This is a genomic window from Kitasatospora sp. NPDC057965, assembly GCF_042887135.1.
Taxonomy (GTDB): domain Bacteria; phylum Actinomycetota; class Actinomycetes; order Streptomycetales; family Streptomycetaceae; genus Kitasatospora.
The window spans coordinates 290,146-314,918 of the sequence record NZ_JBHVPZ010000003.1; the positions used below are offsets into that span (position 1 = coordinate 290,146).

Here is a 24,773-nt window from a genome sequence, read left to right on the forward strand (position 1 = left end):
CGCTGATGTCGAGCCGCCGGTCAGGATAGTCCCATGACCCACCCGATCCCCCGTCTCGCCCTGGTCGGCGACCGCTCGACCGCCGTCCGCTCGCACACCCGCGTCCCCGCCCTGCTCGACGCGCTCGCCGACCGCGACCAGCTCGTCCTGGACGCCTACTGGATCCCCACCGAGGACGCCGCCGCCCCCGGCGCGCTGGACGGCTTCGACGCCGTCTGGCTGCTGCCCGGCAGCCCGTACCGCAGCGAGGACGGCGCGGTGGCCGCCGTCCGCACCGCCCGCGAGCGGCGCATCCCCTTCCTCGGCACCTGCGCCGGCTTCCAGCACGCGGTGCTGGAGTACGCCCGCCACGTCTGCGGGATCGGCGGCGCCGCGCACGGCGAGAGCCGTCCCGGTGAGGCGGACCTGGTGATCGTGCCGCTCAGCTGCTCCCTGGTGGGGCACGAGGGCGCCGTGCGGCTGACCCCCGGCTCGCTGGCCGAGCGCGTGCTCGGCGCGCCGCGCACGGTGGAGCGGTACCACTGCGGGTACGGGCTGAACGACGCCTACCTGGAGCGGCTGCGCGCGGGCGGCCTGCGGTTCAGCGGCGCGGACGACTCCGGGCAGCTGCGGATCCTGGAGCTGCCGGCCGAGACGCACCCCTTCTTCCTGGCCTCGCTGTTCCAGCCGGAGCTGGCCGGCGACGGCACCCGGGCCCACCCGATGATCCGCGCCTTCGCCGCCGCCGCGGCCGGCCGCATGGCAGTGGCCTAGCCACGGGCGGTGAGCCGCTCCCACACCTCGGCGACCCTGGGCGCCAGCTCCTCCAGCGGGCCGCTGTTGTCGATCACCAGGTCGGCGACGGCCAGCCGGTCGGCCCGGCTCGCCTGGGCCGCCATCCGGGCCCGGGCCTCCTGCTCGGTCATCCCGCGCAGCCGGACCAGCCGCTCGACGCGCACCTCGTCCGCCGCGTCGACCACGATCACCTCGTCGTACAGCGGCCCGAGCCCGTTCTCGGCGAGCAGCGGGACGTCGTGCACCACCACCGCGTCCGGCGCGGCCGCCGCCTCCAGCTCGGCGGAGCGCGCCCGGACCAGCGGGTGGACGATCGCGTTCAGCGCCCGCAGCCGCGCCGGGTCGGCGAAGACGATCGCGCCGAGCGCCGGCCGGTCCAGCGAGCCGTCCGCCGCGAGCACGTCCGCGCCGAACTCGGCGACCACGGCGTCGAGGCCCGCCGTACCGGGGGCGACCACCTCGCGGGCGATCACGTCGGAGTCCACGATCACCGCGCCGTGGGCGGCGAGCAGCCGCGACACCTCGCTCTTGCCCGCGCCGATGCCGCCCGTCAGTCCGATCTTCAGCATGGCGCCAGGCTACCGGCGGACCTCACCGCGCGGTCACCCCAGGTCGAGTCACCCCAGGTCGAGGCTCTCGCCCTCGCCCAGGGTGTGCAGCTCCGCGCCGGTGCCCGGGCCGCCGGGGCCGACCAGCCGGGTGTGCACGGCGACGCCGGCCGGGCTGAGCACCGCGTCGTGCACCGGGACGGCCTGCCGCGGCCCGGCCTCGCGCACGTAGTCGATCAGCTCGCCGACCTTGGTCCACGGCGCGGCGATCGGCAGCAGCAGGGTGTCCACCGGCTGCGGCGGCAAGGTCAGCGCGTCGCCCGGGTGGAACAGCCGGCCGTCGAAGAGGAAGCCGACGTTGCGCACCCGCGGGATGTCCGGGTGGATCACCGCGTGCCACTCGCCGTGCACCGAGACGCCGATCCCGCCGAGGTCGAAGGCGTCGTCCTCGCCGACCGCCGTCACCCGCCGGCCCACCCCCTCCAGCTGCCGGGCGACGTCCGGGTTGGTCCACACCCGCAGCGCCGGGTCCGCCTCCAGCGCGGCCCGCAGCCGGGCCTCCTCGAAGTGGTCGGCGTGCTCGTGGGTGATCAGTACGGCGTCCGCGCCCACCAGGGCCGCGGGATCGGTGAACATCCCGGGGTCGACGACGACGGTCGTCCCCTCGTGCTCCAGGCGTACGCAGGCATGTCCGAACTTGGTGATCCGCATGCCTCAGCACGGTACTCCGCAACCGTTACGGAGCGGTGCCGACGAGTTCCTTCGGAGCGGCGGCGGACCGCTGGACCGGCAGCGCCGCCGGCCCGATCTCCGGCAGCTCGACGTGCTCGCTCAGTCCGAACCGGTTGTGCAGCCGGCGCAGCGGGGCCGGCGCCCACCAGTTGAACTCGCCGAACAGCTTCATCGCGGCGGGCACCAGCAGGCAGCGCACCAGCGTGGCGTCGACCGCCACGGCGACCGCCAGCGCGATGCCCATCTGCTTGACCATCAGCATGTCGCCGAGCGCGAAGCCGGCGAAGACGATCACCATCAGCAGCGCCGCCGAGGTGATGATCCGACCGCTGCGCTGGACGCCCAGCTCCACCGACCGGGAACAGCTGTGCCCCTTGTCCCGCAGTTCCTTGATCCGGGAGAGCAGGAAGACCTCGTAGTCCATCGACAGCCCGAAGGCGAAGGCGAACACCAGCACCGGGATGAAGGTCTCCAGTCCGCCGGTCGGGCTGAAGCCGAGCAGTCCGCTGAACCAACCGTCCTGGAAGACCAGGGTGAGCGCGCCGAGCGAGGCGCCCAGCGAGAGCAGGTTCATCAGCAGGGCCTTGACCGGCATCACCACCGAGCCGGTCATCAGGAAGAGCAGGATCAGCGTGCCGAGGGCCACCAGGCCGAGCGCGATCGGCCCCCGGCTGCGCAGTTCGTCCTGGAAGTCGACCACCGAGGCCGCCCCGCCGGTCACCTGGGTGGTGAGCCCGCCGCGGTCCGCGCGCAGTTCCTTGACCACCTGCTTGGCCTGCCCGCCCTGCGGATCGCCGTGCACCAGCACGTCGATGGTGGAGACGGTGTCGCTCACCGGGGTGACGGCGCGCACGCCGCTGACACCCGGCAGCTTGGCCACCACGTCGTCCGCGTAGGCCTGGGCGACGGCCGCGCCGCTGTCCACCACCACGGTGATCGGAGCGGCCGAGGCCTGCGGGAAGCGCTGGTCGATCGTCTCGGCGACCTGCCGCCCGGCCGAGGAGGCGGGCAGCACGGCGGCACCGGAGTTGCGCATGTCGGCGTGCAGGAACGGCGCCCCGGCGGCCATCAGCAGCGCGGTGCAGGCGAGCACCACCGGCACCGCCCGCTTGCCGACCCGGCGCACCGTGCGGCTGAAGAAGCCCTCGTCGGGGACGGGCGCGCTGGGCGTCTTGATCCGGCTCCCGGCGAAGCCGAGCAGCGCCGGGACGAGGGTGAGCGCGGCGGCGACCGCGATCACCACGACGCTCACGCCCGCCGCGGAGACGGCGGCGAGCACCGGGCTGGTGAAGACGAACAGGCCGGAGAGGGCGACGGCCACGGTCAGGCCGGAAAAGGCGACGGTGCGACCGGCCGTGGCGGCGGTCCGCTCGACGGCGGCGGCGATCGGGGCGCCGTGGCCGCGCTCCTCGCGGAAGCGGTTCACCATGAGCAGCGCGTAGTCGATCGACAGGCCGAGGCCCAGCACGGTGGCGATCGGCAGCACGCTGGTGTCGATGTCCATGATCCGGCTGAAGCCGAACATGGCCAGCAGCGCTCCGCCGACCGAGGCGACGGCGCCGATCACCGGAAGGCTCGCGGCGGCCAGGCCGCCGAAGACCAGGACCATCACGACCAGGGTCAGCGGCAGGGTGACGATCTCGCCGAAGCGGGTGTCCTTCTCGGTCTGCTTCTTGACCTCGTCCTGGAGCACCAGGTCCCCGCCGACGGTCACCTTCGCGCCGTCCGCCCCGACCTCGCCCTGAATGGCGGAAAGTCGCTGGGTGACGGCGGTGGTCTCGGCGGAGGTACTGGTGTCGGCCATCCGCACCGAGACCAGGCTCGCGTTGCCGTCGGCCGAGCGCAGCGCCGCCGCGCCCGGGCCGGGGCCGTAGGCGTCGGTCGCCGAGGAGACCCCGGGCAGGGCGGCGATCTCGGCGGTGGCCCGGGTGACGGCGTCCCGGACGGTGGTGTCGTCCACCGGCCGGCCGTCCACCACCGCGGTGACGGTGCCCTTGGCCGGGTCGGCGGCGGTGACGACGGCGCTGCCGCGGTCCGCCTCGGAGGCGGAGGAGGAGGCGCCAGCCACCGAGCCCGCGAAGACCCGTCCGCCGATCAGTACGCCTATCACCAGCACGACCGCCCAGAAACCGAGCACCCAGCGACGCTGCCGGAAGCAGAACCGGCCGAGGGCGGCGAGGCGTCCGCCGACCTGCGGATCGACGGACGGGCGGGGGGAGGCATCGGAGGACACGGCGGAGCGAAGGCTCATGTGCGGAGGGTGCCTAGCGTGCGGGGCCGGGTGAGCGACCCATCGGGCAACTCCTCCCAAGGTAGGCCCGAATTCCCGAATCACCCATAGGCATTGAATGAGCCCCTCATCACAAAAATCCCCCACATAAGGAATGAATAATGAAGGTCGAAAAACAATGAACCCCGCTCGGAAACCGAGCGGGGTTCATCGGTGACGCTATGCGCTAGTCACGCACCAGCGGGGCAGAGCTTCAGCTCTGGCCGCCGGCCAGCTTCTCGCGCAGGGCGGCCAGGGCCTCGTCCGAGGCCAGGGCGCCGGAGCCCTCGTCGCTGCTGGACGAGTAGGAGCCACCGGCGGCGGCGGCGACGGCGTCGCCACCCTCGGCAGCGGCCTCCGCGTCGGCCTCGCGGCTCTTGATGACCTGGGCCTGGTGCTGCTCGAAGCGGGACTGGGCCTCGGCGTACTGCCGCTCCCACTCCTCACGCTGCTTCTCGTAGCCCGCCAGCCAGTCGTTGGCCTCGGGGTCGAAGCCCTCCGGGTAGATGTAGTTGCCCTGGTCGTCGTAGGACGCGGCCATGCCGTACAGGGTCGGGTCGAACTCGACCTCGGCCGGGTTGGCACCCAGCGCCTCGTTGGCCTGCTTCAGCGAGAGGCTGATGCGACGACGCTCGAGGTCGATGTCGATGACCTTGACGAAGATCTCGTCGCCGACCTGGACGACCTGCTCCGGGATCTCGACGTGGCGCTCGGCCAGCTCGGAGATGTGGACCAGACCCTCGATGCCCTCGTCCACGCGGACGAACGCACCGAACGGAACCAGCTTGGTGACCTTACCCGGAACGACCTGGCCGATCTGGTGGGTACGGGCGAACTGCTGCCACGGGTCCTCCTGGGTCGCCTTCAGCGACAGGGAGACACGCTCGCGGTCCATGTCGACGTCGAGAACCTCGACGGTGACCTCCTGGCCGACCTCGACAACCTCGGACGGGTGGTCGATGTGCTTCCAGGACAGCTCGGAGACGTGAACCAGGCCGTCGACGCCACCCAGGTCCACGAAGGCACCGAAGTTGACGATCGAGGAGACGACGCCGGAGCGCACCTGGCCCTTCTGCAGGGTGGTGAGGAAGGTCTGGCGGACCTCGCTCTGGGTCTGCTCCAGCCAGGCACGGCGGGACAGGACCACGTTGTTGCGGTTCTTGTCCAGCTCGATGATCTTGGCCTCGAGCTCCTTGCCCACGTAGGGCTGGAGGTCGCGGACGCGGCGCATCTCGACGAGCGAGGCCGGCAGGAAGCCACGGAGGCCGATGTCGAGGATGAGACCACCCTTGACGACCTCGATGACGGTACCGGTGACGATGCCGTCCTCTTCCTTGATCTTCTCGATCGTGCCCCAGGCACGCTCGTACTGAGCGCGCTTCTTGGACAGGATGAGACGACCCTCCTTGTCCTCCTTCTGGAGAACCAGGGCCTCGATGTTGTCGCCGACGGCGACGACCTCGTGCGGGTCGACGTCGTGCTTGATCGACAGCTCGCGGGACGGGATGACGCCCTCGGTCTTGTAACCGATGTCGAGGAGGACCTCGTCACGGTCGACCTTCACGATGACGCCCTCGACGATGTCGCCATCGTTGAAGTACTTGATGGTCTCGTCAATCGCGGCCAGGAACGCCTCGGCGTCGCCGATGTCGTTGAGCGCGACCTGCGGGGTGGTGCTGAGGGAGGAGTCGGTGGGGCTCGTCATTAGGAAAAGGGCTCCGGTACGGACATGAAAGTCGTAGGTAATGCCACGCGGAGGGCCCGTATCGCTCCCACCGAAAGCCGGACAGCCAAGAACACGGAGCACCGGGATTCCCGAGACAACGGGAGATCGGCGTCCGTCTTGCGACCGTGGGGTCTTCGACAGATGCGAGCGCGACCTGCTCCGTCCGAGGCGCGCAGGCCCGCAGCGCAACTTGTAGCATACGGGGACGGCCAGGCACGGTCAACGCCAAGAACGGCAAGACGGTGGAGCCCGGTATGGAACAGGCCATATCCTCCGATTGCGCACCTCAACGGGTGGCGGCCGCAGGGAGGACCTTCCCCGGATGCCACCGCCGGGACACCGGACCTCTCGGCCCGGTTCGCGGCAGCGGCGCTTCCGCAGACGACACCCTACGCGATGGGCCTTGCTACCGTGACCGGCACCCCCCTCCCCGACCCCATTGATCTTGACGAGGACGGCGACGACGCGGTAAGGCGCTCCGCCGGCACCGGCGAGAGCAGCCGCGCCAGCCGCCACTGGTGGGACCGCAACGCCGACGAATACCAGGACGAACACGGCGAGTTCCTCGGCGACGACCGGTTCACCTGGTGCCCCGAGGGCCTCGACGAGGCGGACGCCCGGCTGCTCGGCGAGGTCGCCGGCCGCACCGTCCTGGAGATCGGCGCCGGCGCCGCCCAGTGCTCGCGCTGGCTGGCCGGCCGGGGCGCCCACCCGGTCGCCCTGGACATCTCGCACCGCCAGCTCCAGCACTCGCTGCGGATCGACCTCGCCCGCGGCGCCGCCCCCGTCGCGGTCGTCCAGGCCGACGCCGCCGTGCTGCCGTTCGCCGACGCCTCCTTCGACCTCGCCTGCTCCGCCTACGGCGCCGTCCCGTTCAGCGCCGACACCGCCGCGCTGATGCGCGAGGTCCACCGGGTGCTGCGGCCCGGCGGGCGCTGGGTCTTCTCGGTCACCCACCCGATCCGCTGGGCCTTCCCCGACGAGCCCGGCGTCGAGGGGCTCACCGCCGTCTCCTCCTACTTCGACCGCACCCCCTACGTCGAACAGGACGAGCAGGGCCGGGCCACCTACGTCGAGCACCACCGCACCCTCGGCGACCGGGTCCGCGAACTCGTCGCCGCCGGCTTCCGGCTGGTCGACCTCGTCGAGCCGGAATGGCCCGAGGGCCACGAACAGGACTGGGGCGGCTGGTCCCCGCTGCGCGGACGGCTCATCCCCGGCACCGCGATCTTCGTCACCGAACGGGACTGAGGCGTGCACCCGTCCTGGCGCGAGCTGCCCGTCCGCACCGCCCTGCCCGCCCTGCACCGGGCCCTCGACGCCCACGGCACCGCCGTGCTCGCCGCCCCACCCGGCACCGGCAAGACCACCCTGGTGCCGCTCGCCCTGGCCGGCCTGCTCGACGACGGCGCCCCCGTGCGGCGCGTCCTGGTCGCCGAGCCCCGCCGGCTCGCCGTGCGGGCCGCCGCCCGGCGGATGTCCTGGCTGCTCGGCTCGGCCGTCGGCGAGGAGGTCGGCCTCACCGTGCGCGGCGAACGGAAGGCAGGGCCCCGGACCGTGGTCGAGGTGGTCACCACCGGCGTGCTGCTCCAGCGCCTCCAGCGCGACCAGGAGCTGCCCGGCGTCGACGTGGTGATCCTCGACGAGTGCCACGAGCGGCACCTGGACGCCGACACCGCGCTCGCCTTCCTGCTCGACGTGCGCGCCGCGCTGCGGCCCGAGCTGCGGATCGTCTGCGCCTCGGCCACCTCGGACACCGCGGCCTGGGCCGAACTCCTCGGCGGCGCTCCGGTCGTCGAGGCGCACGGCGTCTCGCACCCGGTCGAGGTGGTCTGGGCGCCGCCCGCCCGGGCCGTGCGGCCCGCGCACGGCACCCGGGTGGACTTCGCGCTGCTCGACCACGTCGCCGCGGTGGTGCGGCGGGCGCTCGCCGAGCGGGACGGGGACGTGCTCTGCTTCCTGCCCGGCGTCGGCGAGATCGCCCGCGTCGCCGGGCAGCTCGGCGGCGTGCCCGCCGAGGTCCTGCAATTGCACGGGCGCGCCCCGCAGACCGTCCAGGACGCCGCCCTCGCGCCGTCCACCTCCCGGCGCGTCGTCCTGTCCACCGCCGTCGCCGAGTCCTCGCTCACCGTGCCCGGCGTCCGGATCGTGGTCGACGCCGGGCTCGCCCGCGAGCCGCGCACCGACCACGCCCGGGGCCTCGCCGCCCTGGTCACCGTGCGCGCCTCGCTCGCCGCCGCCCGCCAGCGCGCGGGCCGCGCCGGGCGCGAGGCCCCGGGCACCGTCTACCGCTGCTGGCACGAGGCCGAGGACGCCCGCGCCGCCCGCTTCCCCACCCCGGAGATCGCCCTCGCCGACCTGACGTCCTTCGCCCTCCAGGCCGCCGTGTGGGGCGACCCGGACGCCACCGGCCTCGCCCTGCCCGACCGGCCCCCGGCGGGCGCGATGGCCGCCGCCCGGGAGACCCTGATCGCCCTCGGGGCGGTCTCCCCGGACGGCCGGGCGACCCCGCGCGGCACCCGCCTCGCCCGCACCGGTCTGCACCCCCGGCTGGGGCGGGCGCTCGTCGACGGCGCGCCCGCCGTGGGCGCCCGCCGGGCGGCCGAGGTCGTCGCCCTGCTCTCCGAGGAACCGCCGCGCGCGCTGGGCGACGACCTCGGCGCGGTATGGCGCGGTGTGAAGGACTCCCGTGATCCCTACGCCGGGCGCTGGCGCGACGAAGTCCGCCGCCTGCAACGCGCCACCTCCGACGAACCCGCCACCGCACTTCCCGACGCCACCGCCGTCGGCCTGGTCGTCGCCCTCGCCTTCCCCGAACGCATCGCCCGCGCCCGGGTGGAGCGGCCCGCCCCCGGCGAGCGCAGCCCCTACCTGATGGCCTCGGGCACGGCGGCCGAACTCGCCCCCGGAACCGCGCTCGGCGCCCTGCCCTGGCTCGCCGTCGCGGTCGCCGACCGCCCGGCCGGCTCCCCCTCCGCGCGGATCCTGCACGCTGCGGCGCTCGACGAGAACACCGCCCGCCTCGCCGGAGCGCCGCTGTTGTCCACCCGCGCCGAAGTCCACTGGGACACCCGGCGCAGCGAGGTCGTCGCCCGCCGGGTCGACTCCCTCGGCGCCGTGGAACTCGCCGAGAAGCCCCTCACCAACCCCGACCGGGCCCTCGTCCGCACCGCCCTCCTCGAAGGCCTCACCCGCGAGGGCGTCAGCGCGCTGCTGACGTTCCCGTCCAACCTGCGCGAGCGCCTCGCCTTCCTCCACGCGGCGATCGGCGACCCCTGGCCGGACGTCAGCGACGCGGCGCTGCTCGAACGCGCCGAGGAGTGGCTGGAGCCCGAACTCTCCCGCGCCCGCCGCCGATCCGACCTCGCACGGATCAACACGACCGACGCCCTGCAACGCCTGCTCCCCTGGGCAAGCGGCCAGGCCGGCCGCCTGGAGGAGTTGGCCCCCGAGCGCATCACCGTGCCCACCGGCTCGAAGATCCGGGTGGACTACAGCACCGACCGCCCGGTGCTGGCCGTCAAGTTGCAGGAACTCTTCGGCTGGAAGGCCGCCCCTGCCCTGGCCGGCGGCCGCGTCCCCCTCACCATCCACCTCCTCTCCCCCGCCGGCCGCCCCGCCGCCATCACCGGAGATTTGGCATCCTTCTGGCACAACGGCTACCCCGCCGTCCGCGCCGACCTCAGGGGCCGTTACCCCCGCCACCCCTGGCCCGAGGACCCGTCGACGGCTGAACCCACCAAACGCACCAACGCCCGGAAGTAGACCTCAAGAGGAGGCCCCGCCGCCCCAAACCATGGGCAGCGGGGCCTTGGACGACTCGTGGATTCCGTCAGACCTCGCCGAACTCACCGACTCGAACGGCCACAAGGAACGACTGCCACGCCTCCGTGGGAAACACGAGTACCGGGCCATGGGGATCCTTGGAGTCGCGCACCGCTCCGGGGTGGGAGTCGTCGACCTCGACACATCCGCCCTGCCCGTTGCTGTAGGAGCTCTTTCGCCACGCGGCGGCAGCCGGGTGGTCACTGTGCATGCCGTTCATAATCCCTCCGTGCCTCCCGGATCATGGTCACGCTGTCCAGCCGCGTGAGGGCGTCGACCTGAAGGCGATCGTACTGGCCGGCCCATCCGGCCACGACCTCGGAGTCGCGTTCCAGAAGGCCCCGTCCGAGCGTTTCGGTGTACCCGACCATCGTGCGCGTGGGCAGGGTCAACAACGTGACCGAATGCGAGAAGGGGCGCAGCTCGCCAAGGGTGCACGGGGCGACCTGAAGGATGACACGGGGCCGTGCCGCCAGGTCTTCCAGGTGCTTCATCTGACGGGCCATGACGGCAGTTCCGCCGATTTGGCGCCGCAGAGCCGATTCGTCGAGGACCGCATGGACCGTCACAGGACGGTCGAGCAGCCGCTGGCGCTCCGCCAGGACCTTCAGCCGCTCCTCCGCCTGCTCCTGCGTGGCTTCACCTCGTCGGACCGGCGCCATCTCGTAGGCGGCACTGTAGTCCGGGTGCTGAAGCATGCCAGGAACCATGTCCAGCTCGAAGATCCGAACGGTCACGGACTCCCGCTCTTTCACCGTGTACTGGTCGAAACCCTCGAACAGAAATCGCTGTTCGGACTGACGCCACTCCCGCTCGAACCGGTCCGTTTCGAACGCATCATCAATTCGTTTCGCAAAGCGACTGGTTGGAGGCTTGCGCCCGGTTTCCACTGCCGAGATGTGAACGGCCGAGTACCCGGCCAGCCCGCCCAACTGATCCTGCGTCCAGCCTCGCGCCTCCCTGGCCTGGCGAAGCAGCACGCCGAACTTGGCCGTGGGTGAGGAGTCGGGGTCAAGCTCCTTGCGATTCATGATCGCCGACGACTATCCCTTCCGCTCCGAAAGGTTGAAGGTATCGCCGATCCTAGGCCACAGTGAGCGCGCTGGGTAATCGCATCGCTACACACCGAAGCGTCGCCCTGACGTCCCTCCATCCCACCCCCACCGAGGTGCTCCGCCATGCCCGCTTCCCGCCGGCCCCGCACGTTCGCCGCCCGCCTCGACTCCCGCACCGCCTCCACCCCCATCGCCCGGCACCTCCTCCGCGCGTATCTCGCCGCCCTACCCACCGGCGACCGCTACACCGACATCGCCGAACTCCTCCTCGGAGAGCTGTTCGCCAACGCCGTCCAGCACTCCGACGCCCCTGCCGACCGCCTCATCGAGGTCCGCTTCGCCTTCGTCAACTCCCGCCTGCGTCTCGAAGTCCACGACGCCAGCAGCGGCCGCCCCTCCCTCCACGCCGCCACCCCGGACGACGAGCACGGACGCGGGCTCCTCCTCGTCGACGAACTCGCCGAGCGCTGGGGCTGCTGCCCCACCCGGGCCGCCACTCACACCACCCCCTGAAAGCCCCGCGCAGGAAGTCGGCCCCGCCGACTTCCTGCGCAGCGCACCGTCCTGGGGCCTATGGGCCGCCCTTCATCGCTCGGCGACCGTGTGTACCGCGACGACTACCCTCTGAGCGGCCGGACCCAGGAGGCCACCATGGCGCTGGATTTCGCAGGACGCCTTCGGCCTCAGGGCATCGGCGGCAGTCCAGCGGGTCTGGCTCGGCAGCGAGGACGGCCCGGGCTGGGACCTCCCCATCTGACCCGCCGGCGTGCCGAACCCCTCCCGCACGCCGGAGGGCTGCGGAGCGGCCGATCCGCTCCGCAGCCCTCGGCCAGGCCAGGCCGGCGGTCAGAGTTGACCCGCCAGGACGCGGTCGGAATCCACAGGCGGGACCAGCGTCCACGGTGCCTGAGAACACCGGAGCCCGGGGCGAGCCTCACCCCGGGCTCCGGTGACCGTCCATCAGTGTTCGACGGCGGCCGACAGGAGCAGGTCCACCAGGTGGTCGGCGGCGTCCGGCCGGCCGTAGGAGCGCGCCCGCTCAGCCATACCCGCACGACGGTGGGCATCCGTCAGCAGCGGATCGACCGCCTCCCGGAGCCGCTCCGCCGTCACATCACCGAGGAGGGCGACCGCCGCCCCCGCGTCGTGCAGGTGTCTGGCGTTGTGGGCCTGCTCGTTGCCCGCCGAGCTGGCGAGGGGGACGAGGACGGCAGTTTTGCCCAGCGCCGTCAGCTCCGCGATCGTGCCCGCCCCGCTCCGGGAGACCACCACATCGGCCAGCGCGAGGACATCGGGCAACTCGGGACCGACGAACCCGGTGAGCAGATACCGGGACGCCAGATGCGGGGGAAGGGCCTCGGCGCGGGCCCGCAGGGCTTCGACGTTCGCCGGGCCGCACTGGTGGATCACATTGGCGCCGGTCAGCAGCCAGGGCAGAACCTCGGCCACCAATCCGTTGATCTGCTCCGAGCCCTGCGCACCTCCCGTGACGTAGACGGTCGGCAGGTCACGGCGGAAGCCGCGCAACCCGAGCGACTGGATCGCCTTGTCCGCGTGACCGGCCAGCATCTCGGGCCGCACCGGGTTGCCGGTGACGACCGCGATCGACCGGGACGCCTCCGGCAGCAGCGGAAGCGTGGACTCGGACGACACCGCGATGCGTGCCGCCCGTCCCGCGAGTGTCCGATTGGCCAGGCCAAGGCGCACCGTCTGCTCGTGGACGACGAGCGGACGACGACACAGCGAAGCGGCGATGCCCACCGGAACCGCGACGTATCCGCCCGTGGCCAGCACCACGTCAGGGCGGAACCGGGAGACCACTGCGCGGGCCTGAGCGATACCGAGCGGCACACGTGCCATGTCCCGCACGTTCGCCGGGGAGACCATCTTGATCGGATTCCGGTGGCGTCGGATCTTCCCCGTGGCGACTGCGGCGAACCGGATCCCCTCACCCGCCGCGACACGGGACTCCAAGCTGTCCGCCGTGCCCACCCACAGAACGTCCGGCGCCCGGCCGACGGCGGCGAGTCTCGCCCGCGCTGTGCGGACCACTGTGAGCGCCGGATAGGTGTGACCGCCGGTTCCGCCGCCCGTCACGATCAGCCGGAAAGGCCGCTCCGGGTGGCGGCCGACGGCATCGCTGATCACAGAAGCACTCTCCATCCGTCCGTGCCTGGCAAGCGGCGCCGGACACGGCGGACACTAGCAGGCCACCAGGGGGGCCAGGTTCGTCGGCGCCGCTCGAACTGCGTGATGCCGTGGGCGACTTCACCCCGTCGAGTGCACGTGTGCGACGCACCCACCCACGAGCTCGCAGGAAGTCGGCGGGACCGACTTCCTGCGCTCGGCCTCGTGTCTCAGGAGGAGGCCCACCAGGTCGAGGGGGAGGCGACGGTGTAGCCCAGGGACTCGTACAGGGGCCGGCCCAGCTTGGAGGCGGTGAGGGTGGCCGGGAGGTTCGTCAGGTGGGCGAGGGCGCCGAGCATGACGGCGCGGCCGACGCCGCGGGAGCGGAAGGCCGAGGAGGTGGCGATCCAGTAGTGGCCGGCGATGCCGTCGGCCACGACGCTCACGCCGGCTCCCGCGGTCACGCCGTCGACCGAGGCGACGAACACATCCACGCCCGGCTGTTCGATCAGGCGGGCCGGGAAGAGCTCGCCGGGGCGGTAGGGCTCGAATGCGGTCAGTTCGAAGCCCTCGATCACGATCCGTTCCGCCGCCCCGAGGTCCTCGGGCCGCCGCACCCGGGTCACCTCCAGTGCCGGGGCGTCGACGGGGCCGGGCAGGCGCAGCATGATCGGCATCTGCCAGGTGCGCAGGCCCAGGTGACTCAGGTCCGTCGAGCTGAACGGATCCTCGACGATCACCGGACCGGCGGCCCGGCGGACCAGTTCGCCCACCTCGGCGACCTCGCCCGGGTCGAGGTCGGGCTCCTGGATCAGGATCCGCCCGCCGGCCCGCTCGTCGCCGTGGACGGCGAGGAACCCGCGGCGCCGGATCACCTCGTGGCCCCGGGACACGCCGGTCGCGGTCCAGAACGCGGCGGAGTTGCGGGCCTGGAGCGTCGGCGCCCCGGCCGGGGAGGCGGACTGGCCGGTCGTCCTGGATTCCGTCGTCATCGGGCCCACGGTAGTACGAAATCGACTTCTTGACACGGGTTGATCAACTGCGGGCCGGCGCAGCACACGGACGCGCGGCGCCGGCCCGGTGACGGCGGGGGCCCGTCAGAGTGCGCTGACCCAGTACGGCTCGACGGTCATCCAGCCGTTGGCGCGGGCGCCGTTGAGCCGGCCGGTGCTGGTGCGGGCGAGGGTGTACCAGGACTCGACGTAGTCCGGGTCGTCGGTCCACCAGTTCGAGGGCAGCGCCGCCAGGACGGCGTTGACCAGCGGGATGTAGGCGCCCTGGTCGGCGATGGTGAGCAGGACGGCCGCCACCGCCTGGGCCAGGGCCAGGTAGTTGGTGTCGCCGTCGTCCTCCATCAGGACGACGTCGGCCAGGTTGTACTTGTAGTTCGACCAGTTCACCAGGATCTGGTTCGGGTAGTACACCGTGTGGTCGTACTGGAGGTACGGCATGGCGACCGAGTCGACCCGGACCTTGCCGTCCAGACCGAAGCCGGACACCAGGCTGAACATCTCGGCGGCGCCCTTGAACCAGGGCTCCTCGTCGTCGTTCACCTCGATCGAGGTGATCTTGGTGCCCCACCAGCCGGCGGCCTGCGCGGTGGTGGGGGCCTGGGCCGCGGGAGCGATGCCGCGGGTGCCCAACTCCCGCTGGAGCACGGCGATCCCGGCCGTCAGTGCCTTGGCGGTGTCGATGTCGACCAGGTAGACCGGACGGGTGGGCAGGGTGGCGGCGTCCAGGCCGCGGACCCGGCCGGCGGTGTCGTAGGCGCGGACGCTGCGGGCGTGCTCGTCGGTGCCGGCGGTGGCCACCAGCGGCGCGGCGCCGGCGTCCAGGGCGGCCCGCATCGACGGGTCGGCCAGCTGGACCCGCAGCAGTGGCCCGAGGTCGGCGCCGAGGCCCTTGGCGGCGGCTATGCCGAGGTCCGCGCGGGTGGTGGCGTCGGCGAGCCCGCGAGCGGCCGGGCCGGACAGGCCGGCGGCCAGCGGGGCGAGTTCGGCCCCGGCGGGCGCGGCGGCGGTCGCCGAGCGCAGCCGTTCGCGCAGGGCGGGGTCGGCGAGGGAGGCGGCCAGGGTGCGGGCGACCTCGTCCTCGATCGCGGTCACCTGGGAGGCGGCGGGGATCGGGGCCGGGGTCGGGGCGGCCACGGCCTGGCCCGCGCCGAGCGCGAGCAGGGGCAGGGCCGTGAGCGCGACAACGGCGCGCCGCAGGCGGGACTGGGACATGAGGGGATCTCCAGACTCGTCGGGTGAGGCGTCGGAGCATGGGTGCGGACGGTTCGGCGCCGCGACCGAGGACGACGGCGCCATGACAAGTGAAGAGCCTCCCTGACCCGGTATCAAGCCCCCGCAGCCGCAACGGCGGACCGGACCGTTCCGGCGGTGCCCCACCGGCTCCCGGGCGCGCGGACGGCGGCACGACGGTCCGCGGCCTGCCGCCGGCACTCAGGGCCGCTGCTCCGGCGGGGCGCCGCCGGGCGGGCGTCCTCAGGCGCGGCGTCCGCGGGGACGGCCCCGCCGGGTCGGGCGTCGACGGGCGGGCGGGCCGACGCCGCGGGGAGTTTCCGCGCCGTTCGCCGGACGGCGCTGAACTCCACCGGAACTCCGGTGGGTTCCAGCACCCGGGCGAGCGCCGCCGCCACGGCCCGCGACGCGCCGCCCGCTCCGGCTCACCCGCCGCCCGAGAAGCCCCCGCCGGAGTTGGCCGAGCCCGAGCCGCCGTACACCCAGCCGCCGGCGGGGACGGGGGGCTTGCGGCGGACGCGCCGTTCGGTGCGGCGCAGGACGGGGACACCGGCCGGGCCGAGCAGGTCCTCCAGGGACCGCTGGAGCGCGTCGACGTCGGTACCGTCCGGCATCCGGTGTCGACGGCCGTCGTCACCGGTCAGGGTCACCACGGTGATGGTGAGGGTGCGGGCGGCCGGTTCGGGATCGCCCTCGTAGGGCTCCTCCACGGCCTCGTCCAGCTGGATGCGCCGCAGGCCGGAGATCGGGGCCCAGGCGCCGGCGCGGGCACCCCGGACGAAACGCAGTTCGGTCGGAGCCCGGGCCGGGGCGAACTGCACCCGGCGGACCGACCGCAGCTCGGCGACCGCGGCGAACGGCCACAGGAGCAGCGCGGCGGCCGCCCACAGCGCCCCGCAGACGGTCACCGTGCCCACGAAGGTGGCGCCGACGATCACCGCGACCGCCACCACCAGGATGCCGGCGGGGAGGAAGACGAGGCCCACGGCGAGCAGGACGGCGAGCGTGCGCAGCACCAGGAGCGCGGCGGCGGACCAGGAGCCCCCGCCCGACTCGAACACGAGGTCTGCGGTGGTGCCGTCACGGCTGCGGCGGAGCACCTCATCGGCAGGCATACCCGCCAGGGTAGGACCGCTCCCCGGGGCCTGTTGACGGGCCGTCAGCGCAGCCGGTGCCGTCAGTGCCGTCAGTGCGCGGCGGCCTCCCAGTCGGCGCCGACGCCGACCGACACGTCCAGCGGGGCGCGCAGCGGGTAGGCGCCGGCCATCTGCTCGCGGACGATCGCCTCGACCGGCGCGCGCTCGCCCGGCGCCAGCTCCAGCACGATTTCGTCGTGCACCTGGAGCAGCATCCGGGAGGTGAGCCCGGCCGTGCGCAGCGCCTCGTCGACCCGCAGCATGGCGATCTTGACGATGTCGGCGGCCGAGCCCTGGATCGGGGCGTTGAGCGCCATCCGCTCGGCCATCTCGCGACGCTGGCGGTTGTCGCTGTTGAGGTCCGGCAGGTAGCGGCGGCGGCCGAGCAGGGTCTCGGTGTAGCCGGTGGCGCGGGCCTCCTCGACGACCCGGTGCAGGTAGTCCCGCACGCCGCCGAACCGCTCGAAGTAGGTGTCCATCAGGCCCTGGGCCTCGGCGGGCTTGATGCCGAGCTGCTGGGAGAGCCCGTACGCGGAGAGGCCGTAGGCCAGGCCGTAGGACATCGCCTTGATCTTGCGGCGCATCTCGGCGTCGACGGCGTCGCGCGGCACCTCGAAGACCTGGGAGGCGACGGTGCTGTGGAGGTCCTCGCCGCTGGCGAAGGCCTCGATCAGCGCCTCGTCCTCGGAGAGGTGGGCCATGATCCGCAGCTCGATCTGCGAGTAGTCGGCGGTGAGCAGCGACTCGTAGCCCTCGCCGACGACGAAGGCGCGGCGGATCATCCGGCCCTCCTCGGTGCGGACCGGGATGTTCTGCAGGTTGGGGTCCTGCGAGGAGAGCCGGCCGGTGGCGGCGACCATCTGGTTGAAGGTGGTGTGGATGCGCCCGGCCGCGGAGACGGTCTTGAGCAGGCCCTCGACGGTGGTGCGCAGCTTGGCCTGGTCGCGGTGGCGCAGCAGGATGACCGGCAGCTCGTTGTCGGTCTGGGTGGCGAGCCAGGTGAGCGCGTCGGCGTCGGTGGTCCAGCCGGTCTTGATCTTCTTGGTCTTCGGGAGGGCGAGCTCGCCGAAGAGGATCTCCTGGAGCTGCTTGGGCGAGCCGAGGTTGAACTCGTGGCCGGCCGCGGCGTGCGCCTCCTCCACCACGCGCTGGATCTCGGCGGCGAACTGGGCCTCCAGGCCGGTGAGCCAGTCGCGGTCGGCGGCGATGCCGGTGCGCTCCATGCGGGCGAGCAGGGCGGCGATCGGCAGCTCCATGTCGCGCAGCAGCTCGGTGGCGCCGACCTCGGAGAGGCGGGTGTCGAAGAGCGCGGCGAGGTCGAGCACGGCGCGGGCCTGGAGCATCAGCGCCTGGGCGTGCGCGGCCGGGTCCTCCTCCGGGGCGTCGAAGGCGAGCTGGCCGGACTCGGCGGCGGGGGCCGGGGCGAGCGAGCGGCCCAGGTACTCCTCGGCGAGCACCTCCAGGGTGAAGGTGCGGCGGCCGGGCTTCTCCAGGTAGGCGGCGAGCGCGGTGTCGGCGACGACGCCCCCGATGGTCCAGCCGCGCTCGGCGAAGGCGCGCATGACCTGCTTGGCGATGTGCAGGGCCTTGGGCGCGGCCGGGTCGCTCAGCCAGTCGGCGAAGGCGCGCTCGTCCTCCTCGGCGAGCAGCGCCGGGTCGAACCAGGCGGCCGTCTCCCCCGCGGCCAGCGCGACCTCGGTGACCTCGCCGCTGCCGAGCGCCCACTGGTACACGGCGGCCAGCGCGACCGGGGACTTCCCGCCGGCGTGCTCGCGCAGCCAGGCGGCGAGGGTACCGGGGTCGGTGAGCAGTTCGCCGTCGACCTCGACGCCGGGGGCGAGCTCGGGGGCCTCGGGCTCGGCGGCGGCCGGGTCGATGCCGAAGACCCGGTCGCGGAAGTTGGCGTTGCGGAACTCCAGCGACTCCATCAGCGCGCCGACGGCCGGCGCGTCGAACGGCGCGCGGGCCAGGTCGCCGACGCCGAGCGGGAGTTCGACGTCGCGGACCAGCTCGGTGAGGACGCGGTTGCGCTTGACCGAGTCGAGGTGCTCGCGCAGCTTCTCGCCGATCTTGCCCTTGACCTCGTCGGCGCGGGCGACCAGCTCGTCGAAGGAGCCGAACTGGTTGACCCACTTGGCGGCGGTCTTCTCGCCGACGCCGGGGATGCCGGGCAGGTTGTCGGACGGGTCGCCGCGCAGCGCGGCGAGGTCCGGGTACTGGCGGGGGGTGACGCCGTACTTCTCGGCGACCTTCTCCGGGGTGTAGCGGGTGAGCTCGGAGACGCCCTTGGTCGGGTACAGCACGGTGATGTGCTCGGTGACCAGCTGCAGGGAGTCGCGGTCGCCGGTGACGATGTCGACGTCGAAGCCGGCCGCCTCGGCGGCGGTGGCCAGGGTCGCGATGATGTCGTCGGCCTCGAAGCCCTCGGCGGTCAGCCGCGGCACGTGCATCGCGTCGAGCAGCTCGCCGATCAGGCCGACCTGGCTGCGGAACTCGTCCGGGGTCTTGGCCCGGTTGGCCTTGTAGTCGGGGAACTCGACCGAGCGGAAGGTCTGGCGGGAGAGGTCGAAGGCGACCGCGAGGTGGGTGGGCGCCTCGTCCCGGACGGTGTTGGCGAGCATCGAGGCGAAGCCGTACACCGCGTTGGTGGGCTGGCCGGTGGAGGTGTTGAAGTTCTCCACGGGCAGTGCGTAGAACGCCCGGTAGGCCATGGAGTGCCCGTCGAGCAGCATCAGGCGGGGCCGCGACCCGGCTCCGCCGCCACCCGCCGCGCCCTTGTCCGTACTCTGCGTAGCCACGTCAACGTCCGTTCCTGCCGATTCCACTACCGGCCACCGATCCTAGGGCCCGCCGCCGACAAAAGGGGCACGCCCGGGGCGGGCGCCCCTCGGGTGCACTCGTGCCCCGGCCGCCACACCCGGCTTCTCCCGTCACCGTCTCTACCGCCGAGTAGGACGGTCGTACGATCACAGGCAGCACGACGACGTGACCCCCGAGCGGCAGGAGCCCCCCATGACCGACCCGGCCACCGACCCGGCCACCGCCACCTCCGGCGCGGCGCCCGGCGCGACCCCCGACGGCGGCGTCCAGGCCCCCCTCCTCGACGTCTCGCCGGAGATGCTGGAGCACTTCGCCCGGCTCGGCGTGGACCCGGCCACCTTCTCCGGCGGGCGGCTCGGCGAGAAGCTGGGCATCCGGATCGTCGAGGCCTCCGGCGACCGGGTGGTCGGCACCATGCCGGTGGACGGCAACCAGCAGCCGTACGGCCTGCTGCACGGCGGCGCCTCGGCCGCGCTGGCCGAGACGCTGGGCTCGGTCGGCGCGATGCTGCACGCCGGCCCGGGCCGGTACGCGGTGGGCGTGGACCTGAACGCCACCCACCACCGCTCGGCCACCTCCGGCCTGGTCACCGGCGTGGCGACGGCGGTCTTCAAGGGCCGCACGGCCGCCACCTACGAGATCGCGATCACCGACGACACCGGCAAGCGGGTCACCAGCTGCCGCCTCACCTGCATGCTGCGCGACCTCTGAGCCGATACTTCGTCAAATCCCTTGCCCGCCCCCTTGTTTGACCTCCGACAGCCCTGGGCAGTCGTTGGTCTGGACAAGGGGGCGGCGGCATGTCCGGGCATTTTTCAGTGATGTAACACTGCGTAACAAGTAGGACATCCAAGCAACTGACAGTTTCGGGGGTCGGGACTGACGAAAGCGGCTCACCGGATCCATCGCTGTCCGATATTCGGACGCGCATGCCCGCCACCAGCACCGTGAACACCACTGTCCGATTATCGGCAAGGCCAGGAGTAACCTGCCCTTCTACGCCTTACATAGGGCGAGTTGAGGAAAGAACCCCTGGCGCCGACGGATCGGTCGGGCCGGAACGACCACATGGTGAGACGACTTCTCTGTGTGCTCATAACAAGAGAATCACAGCCTCGCCGCACCACTGCCCGAGCCGCCGACCGACATCTAGAGTCACGGCCAGTCACCGCGCCACACGGAATGGGCCAGGCCCACCGCGCATCCAGGCTCCCGCCGTTCAGGCGCGGCGCCCTCCTGAACCGAAGGGGACCCTCGTGCGTCATCGTTCAGCAGTTGTCGTGAGCATTGCCGTGATCGGCGCCCTCACCCTCACCGCATGCGGCTCCCGCGACGACAAGAAGTCCGGGGACGACGCGAAGGGCAAGGAGACCACCGTCTTCATCGGCGTCGACGCCCCGCTCACCGGCGACCTCTCCGCCCTCGGCCTCGGCATCCGCAACTCCGTGGACCTCGCGATCCGGCAGGCCAACGAGAAGCACGAGGTCCCCGGCATCAAGTTCGAGCTCAAGGCCCTCGACGACACCGGCAAGCCCGGCCCCGGCCAGCAGAACGCCACCCAGCTGGTCGGCGACAAGGACGTCATCGGCGTCGTCGGCCCGCTCAACTCCAGCGTCGCGCAGTCGATGCAGCAGATCTTCAACGACGCCAAGCTCGTCCAGATCTCCCCCGCCAACACCGGCGTCGCCCTCAGCCAGGGCGAGAAGTGGGCCAGCGGCGTCAAGGCCCGCCCGTTCGAGACCTACTTCCGCACCGCGACCACCGACGCCGTGCAGGGCCCCTTCGCCGCCGACTACCTGGTCAAGGACGCCAAGAAGACCAAGGTCTTCATCATCGACGACCAGAAGACCTACGGCGCCGGCCTCGCCGCCACCTTCAAGGGCCAGTTCCTCAAGAACGGCGGCCAGGTCGTCGGCGAGGAGCACGTCAACCCCGACGACCGCGACTTCGCCGCCGTCGTCACCAAGGTCAAGTCCTCCGGCGCCGACGCCGTCTACTACGGCGGCGAGTACCCCGCGGCCGGCCCGCTCTCCCTCCAGCTCAAGGACGCCGGCGTCACCGTCCCGCTGATGGGCGGCGACGGCATCCAGAGCGGCGACTTCATCAAGCTCAACCCCAAGGGCCAGGGCGACCTCGCCACCGCCGTCGGCCTGCCCGTCGAACAGCTGCCCACCGCCGCCAAGTTCATCGCCGACTACAAGGCCGCCGGCTTCAAGGACGCCTACGAGACCTACGGCGGCTACTCCTACGACAGCGCCTGGGCCATCATCCAGGGCGTCAAGGCCGTCGCCGCCGCCAACAAGGACAAGCTTCCCGCCGACGCCCGCGCCGCCGTCGTCAAGGCCGTCCAGAAGGTCTCCTTCGAAGGCGTCACCGGCAAGGTCTCCTTCGACGAGTTCGGCGACACCACCAACAAGCAGCTCACCGTCTACACCGTCAAGGACGGCAAGTGGGCCGTGGAGAAGTCCGGAACCTTCGCCGGCTGAACCCCCAGCGGCTGAACCCCGACGGCGCCGACCCGACCCGACGCTCCGTCAGGCCGGCCACAGCACAACGGAGTCGACCGCGCGGGGGCATCACGAGTGCCCCCGCGCGCACCCGCATCCACCACCCACGGACACCCCACACGCACAACGGAGGCCCAGCGGTGCACGACCTACCGCAGCAGCTGGCCAACGGCCTGATCCTCGGCGCCCTCTACGGGCTCGTCGCGATCGGCTACACGATGGTCTACGGCATCGTCCAGCTCATCAACTTCGCCCACGGCGAGATCGTCATGGTCGGCGGCTTCGGCGCCCTGACCGCCTACCTCGCCCTCCCCGGCGGCACCACCCTGTGGCTGGCCCTACCGCTGATGCTGGTCGCCGGCATCCTGGTCTCCACCCTCACCGCCGTCGCCGCCGAACGCTTCGCCTACCGGCCCCTGCGCACGGCACCACGGCTCGCCCCGCTGATCACCGCGATCGGCCTGTCCATCGCGCTGCAGCAACTGGTCTTCGCCTTCTACCCCGACGCCAAGAAGGCCCGGGTCTTCCCGAAGATCCCCGGCGACCCCTTCGAGATCGGCTCCGTCGCCATCCAGCGCAGCGACCTCTTCCTGATCATCGCCGCCCCGCTCTGCATGATCGCCCTCGGCTGGTTCGTCACCCGCACCCGCTCCGGCCGCGCCATGCAGGCCACCAGCCAGGACCCCGACACCGCCAAGCTCATGGGCATCGACACCGACCGGATCATCGTCATGGCCTTCGCCATCGGCGCCGCCTTCGCCGCCGTCGCCGCCGTCGCCTACGGCCTGCGCAGCGGCCAGGTCGACTTCCGGATGGGCTTCCTGCTCGGCCTCAAGGCCTTCACCGCCGCCGTCCTCGGCGGCATCGGCAACATCTACGGCGCCATGCTCGGCGGCATCACCCTCGGCCTCGCCGAGGCCCTCGCCACCGGCTACATCCAGCACCTGCCCGGCATGCACCTCTTCGGAGGCGGCGCCTGGAAGGACGTCTGGGCCTTCGTACTCCTCATCGTCGTCCTGCTCGTCCGGCCCCAGGGCCTGCTCGGCGAGCGCGTCGCGGACAGGGCGTGAGCACCATGACCACCACCGGCACCGAAACCACCCCGGTCATCTCCCTCCCCGGCCGCACCGCCGCCCTGCTCACCGGCGCCGGCGCCCTCGCCGTCACCGGCTCCGCCCTGACACCCTGGACCTGGACCTCCGACTACCCCGGCGACCTCACCTACTACGGCTCCCCGGCCGGCCTCCAGTGGCTCGCCCTCACCGCCGGACTGGTCACCCTCCTGCTGCTGCTCGCCACCCAGGGCGTGCCCGGCCTGCGCTGGGCCGCCCCCCGGCACAGCCACAACGCCGTCCTCTTCGCCGCCACCGGCGCCCTCGCCGTCGGCTGGTTCTCCGCCCTGTCCATCGCGAGCGACCTCGGCGGCCTCGCCAACCTCGAACCCGGCGGCTGGGCCCTCGCCGCCGGCTCCCTGCTCGCCGTCACCGGCGCCCTCGGGCTGCCGCTCGACCGCCGCACCGCCGTCCCGCCGCGCATCCTCGACCGACGGCTCTTCCTGCTCGTCCCGATCGCCCCCACCGTCTGGTTCGCCACCCACGCGATCCCCGACGACAAGCCGGTCGCGCCCGTCCTCACCGCGCTCGCGGGCGGCCTCGCCCTCGCCGCCGGCGCCGTGCTGCTCGTCCAGCTCGGCCACCTCGCCAACACCTGGCTGCGGCTCGGCACCGTCCAGCGCCCGCTGCCCGCCCCCCGCGAACTGCCCTCCTGGGCCGAGGTCGGCCTCATCGTCGTCGCCTTCGCCGCCGGCCTGTTCGCCATCACCTTCGGCATCGACACCGAGTACGGCGAACTCTTCACCGGCTACCTGCTGCTCGCCGCCTCCGTGGTCGCCGCACTCGGCCGCTCCGGCCTGCTCGCCCGGCTGCGCGCGCTGACCGTCAAGTACCAGACCGTCACCACCGGCGCCGCCTTCGCCGCCGCCGCCAGCTTCCCCTTCACCCAGACCAGCGACCAGTACACCTCGGTCGCCACCAACATCCTGATCTTCGCCACCGTCGCCCTCGGCCTGAACATCGTCGTCGGCCTCGCCGGCCTGCTCGACCTCGGCTACGTCGCCTTCCTCGGCGTCGGCGCCTACAGCGCCGCCCTGGTCTCCGGCTCCCCCGCCTCGCCGATCCACGTCCAGTTCCCGTTCTGGGCCGCCGTGCTCACCGGCGCCGCCGTCTCCATGGTCTTCGGCGTCGTCATCGGCGCCCCCACCCTGCGGCTGCGCGGCGACTACCTCGCCATCGTCACCCTCGGCTTCGGCGAGATCTTCCGCATCACCATGCTCAACCTCAACGGCACCACCGGCCCCAAGATCACCAACGGCTCCAACGGCATCCCCCGGATCCCCGACCTCCAGATCCTCGGCTGGGACCTCGGCAAGCCCACCACGGTCCTCGGCGTCGAACTCGGCCGGTTCTCCAACTACTACCTGCTGATGCTGCTCGTCACCGCCCTGGTCGTGCTGGTCTTCGCCCGGGTCGGCAACTCCCGCATCGGCCGCGCCTGGGTCGCCATCCGCGAGGACGAGACCGCCGCCGAGGCCATGGGCATCAACGGCTTCCGCCTCAAGCTCCTCGCCTTCGCCCTCGGCGCCTGCCTCGCCGGCCTCGCCGGCACCGTCCAGGCCCACGTCAGCTACACCGTCACCCCCGACCAGTACACCTTCGCCGAAGCCCTCCCGCCCAACTCCGCCTTCCTGCTCGCCGCCGTCATCCTCGGCGGCATGGGCACCATCAGCGGCCCGCTGGCCGGCGCCACGCTCCTCTTCCTCATCCCGAAGAAGCTGGAGTTCCTCGCCGACTACCAGCTGCTCGCCTTCGGCATCGCCCTCATCGTTCTCATGCGCGTCCGCCCCGAGGGCCTCATCCCCAACCGGCGCCGGCAGCTGGAGTTCCACGAGGCCGCCATCCCCGCGCAACCCACCGGCGACGGCGTCGCCCTCACCAAGGCAGGGGCGTGACCCC

At 72.4% G+C, this 24,773-nt stretch carries 19 protein-coding genes; 8 read left to right on the plus strand and 11 right to left on the minus strand.

Annotated features, from left to right (window positions below; translation table 11 throughout):
• The first annotated feature begins 33 nt into the window (after window positions 1-33).
• Window positions 34-753 (plus strand): hypothetical protein, encoded by a 720-nt coding sequence (locus ACFVVU_RS05215; protein ID WP_387788445.1) that lies wholly within the window; start codon window positions 34-36, stop codon window positions 751-753.
• On the opposite strand, the gene coaE is transcribed toward ACFVVU_RS05215, so the two are convergent.
• From coaE to rpsA, 4 genes are all read right to left on the minus strand, one after another.
• On the minus strand, window positions 750-1,343 hold the full coding sequence (gene coaE, locus ACFVVU_RS05220) for a dephospho-CoA kinase (protein WP_380682410.1): 594 nt from the start codon (window positions 1,341-1,343) through the stop codon (window positions 750-752). The two genes, ACFVVU_RS05215 and coaE, sit on opposite strands and share 4 nt — an antisense overlap.
• 48 nt (window positions 1,344-1,391) lie before the next feature.
• Entirely contained in the window at window positions 1,392-2,033 is a 642-nt protein-coding gene (locus ACFVVU_RS05225; protein WP_387788446.1) for an MBL fold metallo-hydrolase, read from the minus strand.
• Between the two features lie 25 nt (window positions 2,034-2,058).
• A complete protein-coding gene (locus tag ACFVVU_RS05230) occupies window positions 2,059-4,305 on the minus strand; it encodes an MMPL family transporter (RefSeq protein ID WP_387788447.1) in 2,247 nt (748 codons plus the stop codon).
• Window positions 4,306-4,537: 232 nt separating this feature from the next.
• Window positions 4,538-6,028, minus strand: a complete 1,491-nt coding sequence (rpsA, locus tag ACFVVU_RS05235) for a 30S ribosomal protein S1 (protein ID WP_376083884.1) — start codon at window positions 6,026-6,028, stop codon at window positions 4,538-4,540.
• A gap of 417 nt (window positions 6,029-6,445) precedes the next feature.
• Here rpsA and ACFVVU_RS05240 point away from each other — a divergent pair, with 417 nt between their 5' ends.
• Both ACFVVU_RS05240 and hrpB read left to right on the plus strand, forming a co-directional pair.
• The gene (locus ACFVVU_RS05240) at window positions 6,446-7,300 is read left to right on the plus strand and encodes a class I SAM-dependent methyltransferase (protein ID WP_380682407.1); all 855 of its coding nucleotides are present in this window, start codon (window positions 6,446-6,448) and stop codon (window positions 7,298-7,300) included.
• Between the two features lie 3 nt (window positions 7,301-7,303).
• A complete protein-coding gene (gene hrpB / locus ACFVVU_RS05245) occupies window positions 7,304-9,814 on the plus strand; it encodes an ATP-dependent helicase HrpB (RefSeq protein ID WP_387788448.1) in 2,511 nt (836 codons plus the stop codon).
• A gap of 67 nt (window positions 9,815-9,881) precedes the next feature.
• Here hrpB and ACFVVU_RS05250 read toward each other — a convergent pair whose 3' ends face one another.
• Window positions 9,882-10,094, minus strand: coding sequence for a DUF397 domain-containing protein (locus ACFVVU_RS05250; protein ID WP_380689815.1), 213 nt, complete (start codon window positions 10,092-10,094; stop codon window positions 9,882-9,884).
• The gene (locus ACFVVU_RS05255) at window positions 10,075-10,905 is read right to left on the minus strand and encodes a Scr1 family TA system antitoxin-like transcriptional regulator (RefSeq protein WP_387788449.1); all 831 of its coding nucleotides are present in this window, start codon (window positions 10,903-10,905) and stop codon (window positions 10,075-10,077) included. Before ACFVVU_RS05255 ends, ACFVVU_RS05250 begins: the two co-directional genes overlap by 20 nt.
• A 147-nt stretch (window positions 10,906-11,052) precedes the next feature.
• Between ACFVVU_RS05255 and ACFVVU_RS05260 the strand changes: the two genes are divergently transcribed.
• Window positions 11,053-11,442, plus strand: coding sequence for an ATP-binding protein (locus ACFVVU_RS05260; protein ID WP_387788450.1), 390 nt, complete (start codon window positions 11,053-11,055; stop codon window positions 11,440-11,442).
• Between the two features lie 447 nt (window positions 11,443-11,889).
• Here the strand turns inward: ACFVVU_RS05260 and ACFVVU_RS05265 are convergent, their stop codons facing one another.
• The 5 genes from ACFVVU_RS05265 to polA form a co-directional block, all read right to left on the minus strand.
• On the minus strand, window positions 11,890-13,077 hold the full coding sequence (locus ACFVVU_RS05265) for a glycosyltransferase (RefSeq protein WP_387788451.1): 1,188 nt from the start codon (window positions 13,075-13,077) through the stop codon (window positions 11,890-11,892).
• Between the two features lie 209 nt (window positions 13,078-13,286).
• Complete coding sequence (locus tag ACFVVU_RS05270; protein ID WP_387788452.1) at window positions 13,287-14,048, minus strand: GNAT family N-acetyltransferase; 762 nt, start codon at window positions 14,046-14,048, stop codon at window positions 13,287-13,289.
• 105 nt (window positions 14,049-14,153) lie between these two features.
• Window positions 14,154-15,281 carry a DUF3103 family protein gene (locus ACFVVU_RS05275; protein ID WP_387788453.1) on the minus strand — a complete coding sequence of 376 codons (1,128 nt, stop codon included), beginning with the start codon at window positions 15,279-15,281 and terminating at the stop codon, window positions 14,154-14,156.
• A gap of 443 nt (window positions 15,282-15,724) precedes the next feature.
• On the minus strand, window positions 15,725-16,414 hold the full coding sequence (locus ACFVVU_RS05280) for a hypothetical protein (RefSeq protein WP_387788454.1): 690 nt from the start codon (window positions 16,412-16,414) through the stop codon (window positions 15,725-15,727).
• A gap of 71 nt (window positions 16,415-16,485) precedes the next feature.
• A complete protein-coding gene (gene polA / locus ACFVVU_RS05285) occupies window positions 16,486-19,167 on the minus strand; it encodes a DNA polymerase I (RefSeq protein ID WP_387788508.1) in 2,682 nt (893 codons plus the stop codon).
• A 385-nt stretch (window positions 19,168-19,552) separates the two neighbouring features.
• Between polA and ACFVVU_RS05290 the strand changes: the two genes are divergently transcribed.
• The 4 genes from ACFVVU_RS05290 (at window position 19,553) to ACFVVU_RS05305 (ending at window position 24,769) form a co-directional block, all read left to right on the plus strand.
• Entirely contained in the window at window positions 19,553-19,966 is a 414-nt protein-coding gene (locus ACFVVU_RS05290; RefSeq protein ID WP_344342964.1) for a hotdog fold thioesterase, read from the plus strand.
• Window positions 19,967-20,511: 545 nt separating this feature from the next.
• Window positions 20,512-21,741, plus strand: a complete 1,230-nt coding sequence (locus ACFVVU_RS05295; protein WP_387788455.1) for an ABC transporter substrate-binding protein — start codon at window positions 20,512-20,514, stop codon at window positions 21,739-21,741.
• A gap of 161 nt (window positions 21,742-21,902) precedes the next feature.
• Window positions 21,903-22,832, plus strand: a complete 930-nt coding sequence (locus tag ACFVVU_RS05300; RefSeq protein ID WP_380683494.1) for a branched-chain amino acid ABC transporter permease — start codon at window positions 21,903-21,905, stop codon at window positions 22,830-22,832.
• A 5-nt stretch (window positions 22,833-22,837) separates the two neighbouring features.
• Entirely contained in the window at window positions 22,838-24,769 is a 1,932-nt protein-coding gene (locus ACFVVU_RS05305) for a branched-chain amino acid ABC transporter permease (protein WP_387788509.1), read from the plus strand.
• The last annotated feature ends 4 nt before the right edge of the window (window positions 24,770-24,773 follow it).

Coding starts and splice junctions, on each gene's coding strand:
- ACFVVU_RS05215 (WP_387788445.1), top strand. CDS start 34: ATGACCCACCCGATCCCCCGTCTCGCCCTGGTCGGCGACCGCTCGACC.
- coaE (WP_380682410.1), bottom strand. CDS start 1,343: ATGCTGAAGATCGGACTGACGGGCGGCATCGGCGCGGGCAAGAGCGAG.
- ACFVVU_RS05225 (WP_387788446.1), bottom strand. CDS start 2,033: ATGCGGATCACCAAGTTCGGACATGCCTGCGTACGCCTGGAGCACGAG.
- ACFVVU_RS05230 (WP_387788447.1), bottom strand. CDS start 4,305: ATGAGCCTTCGCTCCGCCGTGTCCTCCGATGCCTCCCCCCGCCCGTCC.
- rpsA (WP_376083884.1), bottom strand. CDS start 6,028: ATGACGAGCCCCACCGACTCCTCCCTCAGCACCACCCCGCAGGTCGCG.
- ACFVVU_RS05240 (WP_380682407.1), top strand. CDS start 6,446: ATGGGCCTTGCTACCGTGACCGGCACCCCCCTCCCCGACCCCATTGAT.
- ACFVVU_RS05250 (WP_380689815.1), bottom strand. CDS start 10,094: ATGAACGGCATGCACAGTGACCACCCGGCTGCCGCCGCGTGGCGAAAG.
- ACFVVU_RS05255 (WP_387788449.1), bottom strand. CDS start 10,905: ATGAATCGCAAGGAGCTTGACCCCGACTCCTCACCCACGGCCAAGTTC.
- ACFVVU_RS05260 (WP_387788450.1), top strand. CDS start 11,053: ATGCCCGCTTCCCGCCGGCCCCGCACGTTCGCCGCCCGCCTCGACTCC.
- ACFVVU_RS05270 (WP_387788452.1), bottom strand. CDS start 14,048: ATGACGACGGAATCCAGGACGACCGGCCAGTCCGCCTCCCCGGCCGGG.
- ACFVVU_RS05275 (WP_387788453.1), bottom strand. CDS start 15,281: ATGTCCCAGTCCCGCCTGCGGCGCGCCGTTGTCGCGCTCACGGCCCTG.
- ACFVVU_RS05280 (WP_387788454.1), bottom strand. CDS start 16,414: ATGCCTGCCGATGAGGTGCTCCGCCGCAGCCGTGACGGCACCACCGCA.
- polA (WP_387788508.1), bottom strand. CDS start 19,167: ATGCTGCTCGACGGGCACTCCATGGCCTACCGGGCGTTCTACGCACTG.
- ACFVVU_RS05290 (WP_344342964.1), top strand. CDS start 19,553: ATGCTGGAGCACTTCGCCCGGCTCGGCGTGGACCCGGCCACCTTCTCC.
- ACFVVU_RS05305 (WP_387788509.1), top strand. CDS start 22,838: ATGACCACCACCGGCACCGAAACCACCCCGGTCATCTCCCTCCCCGGC.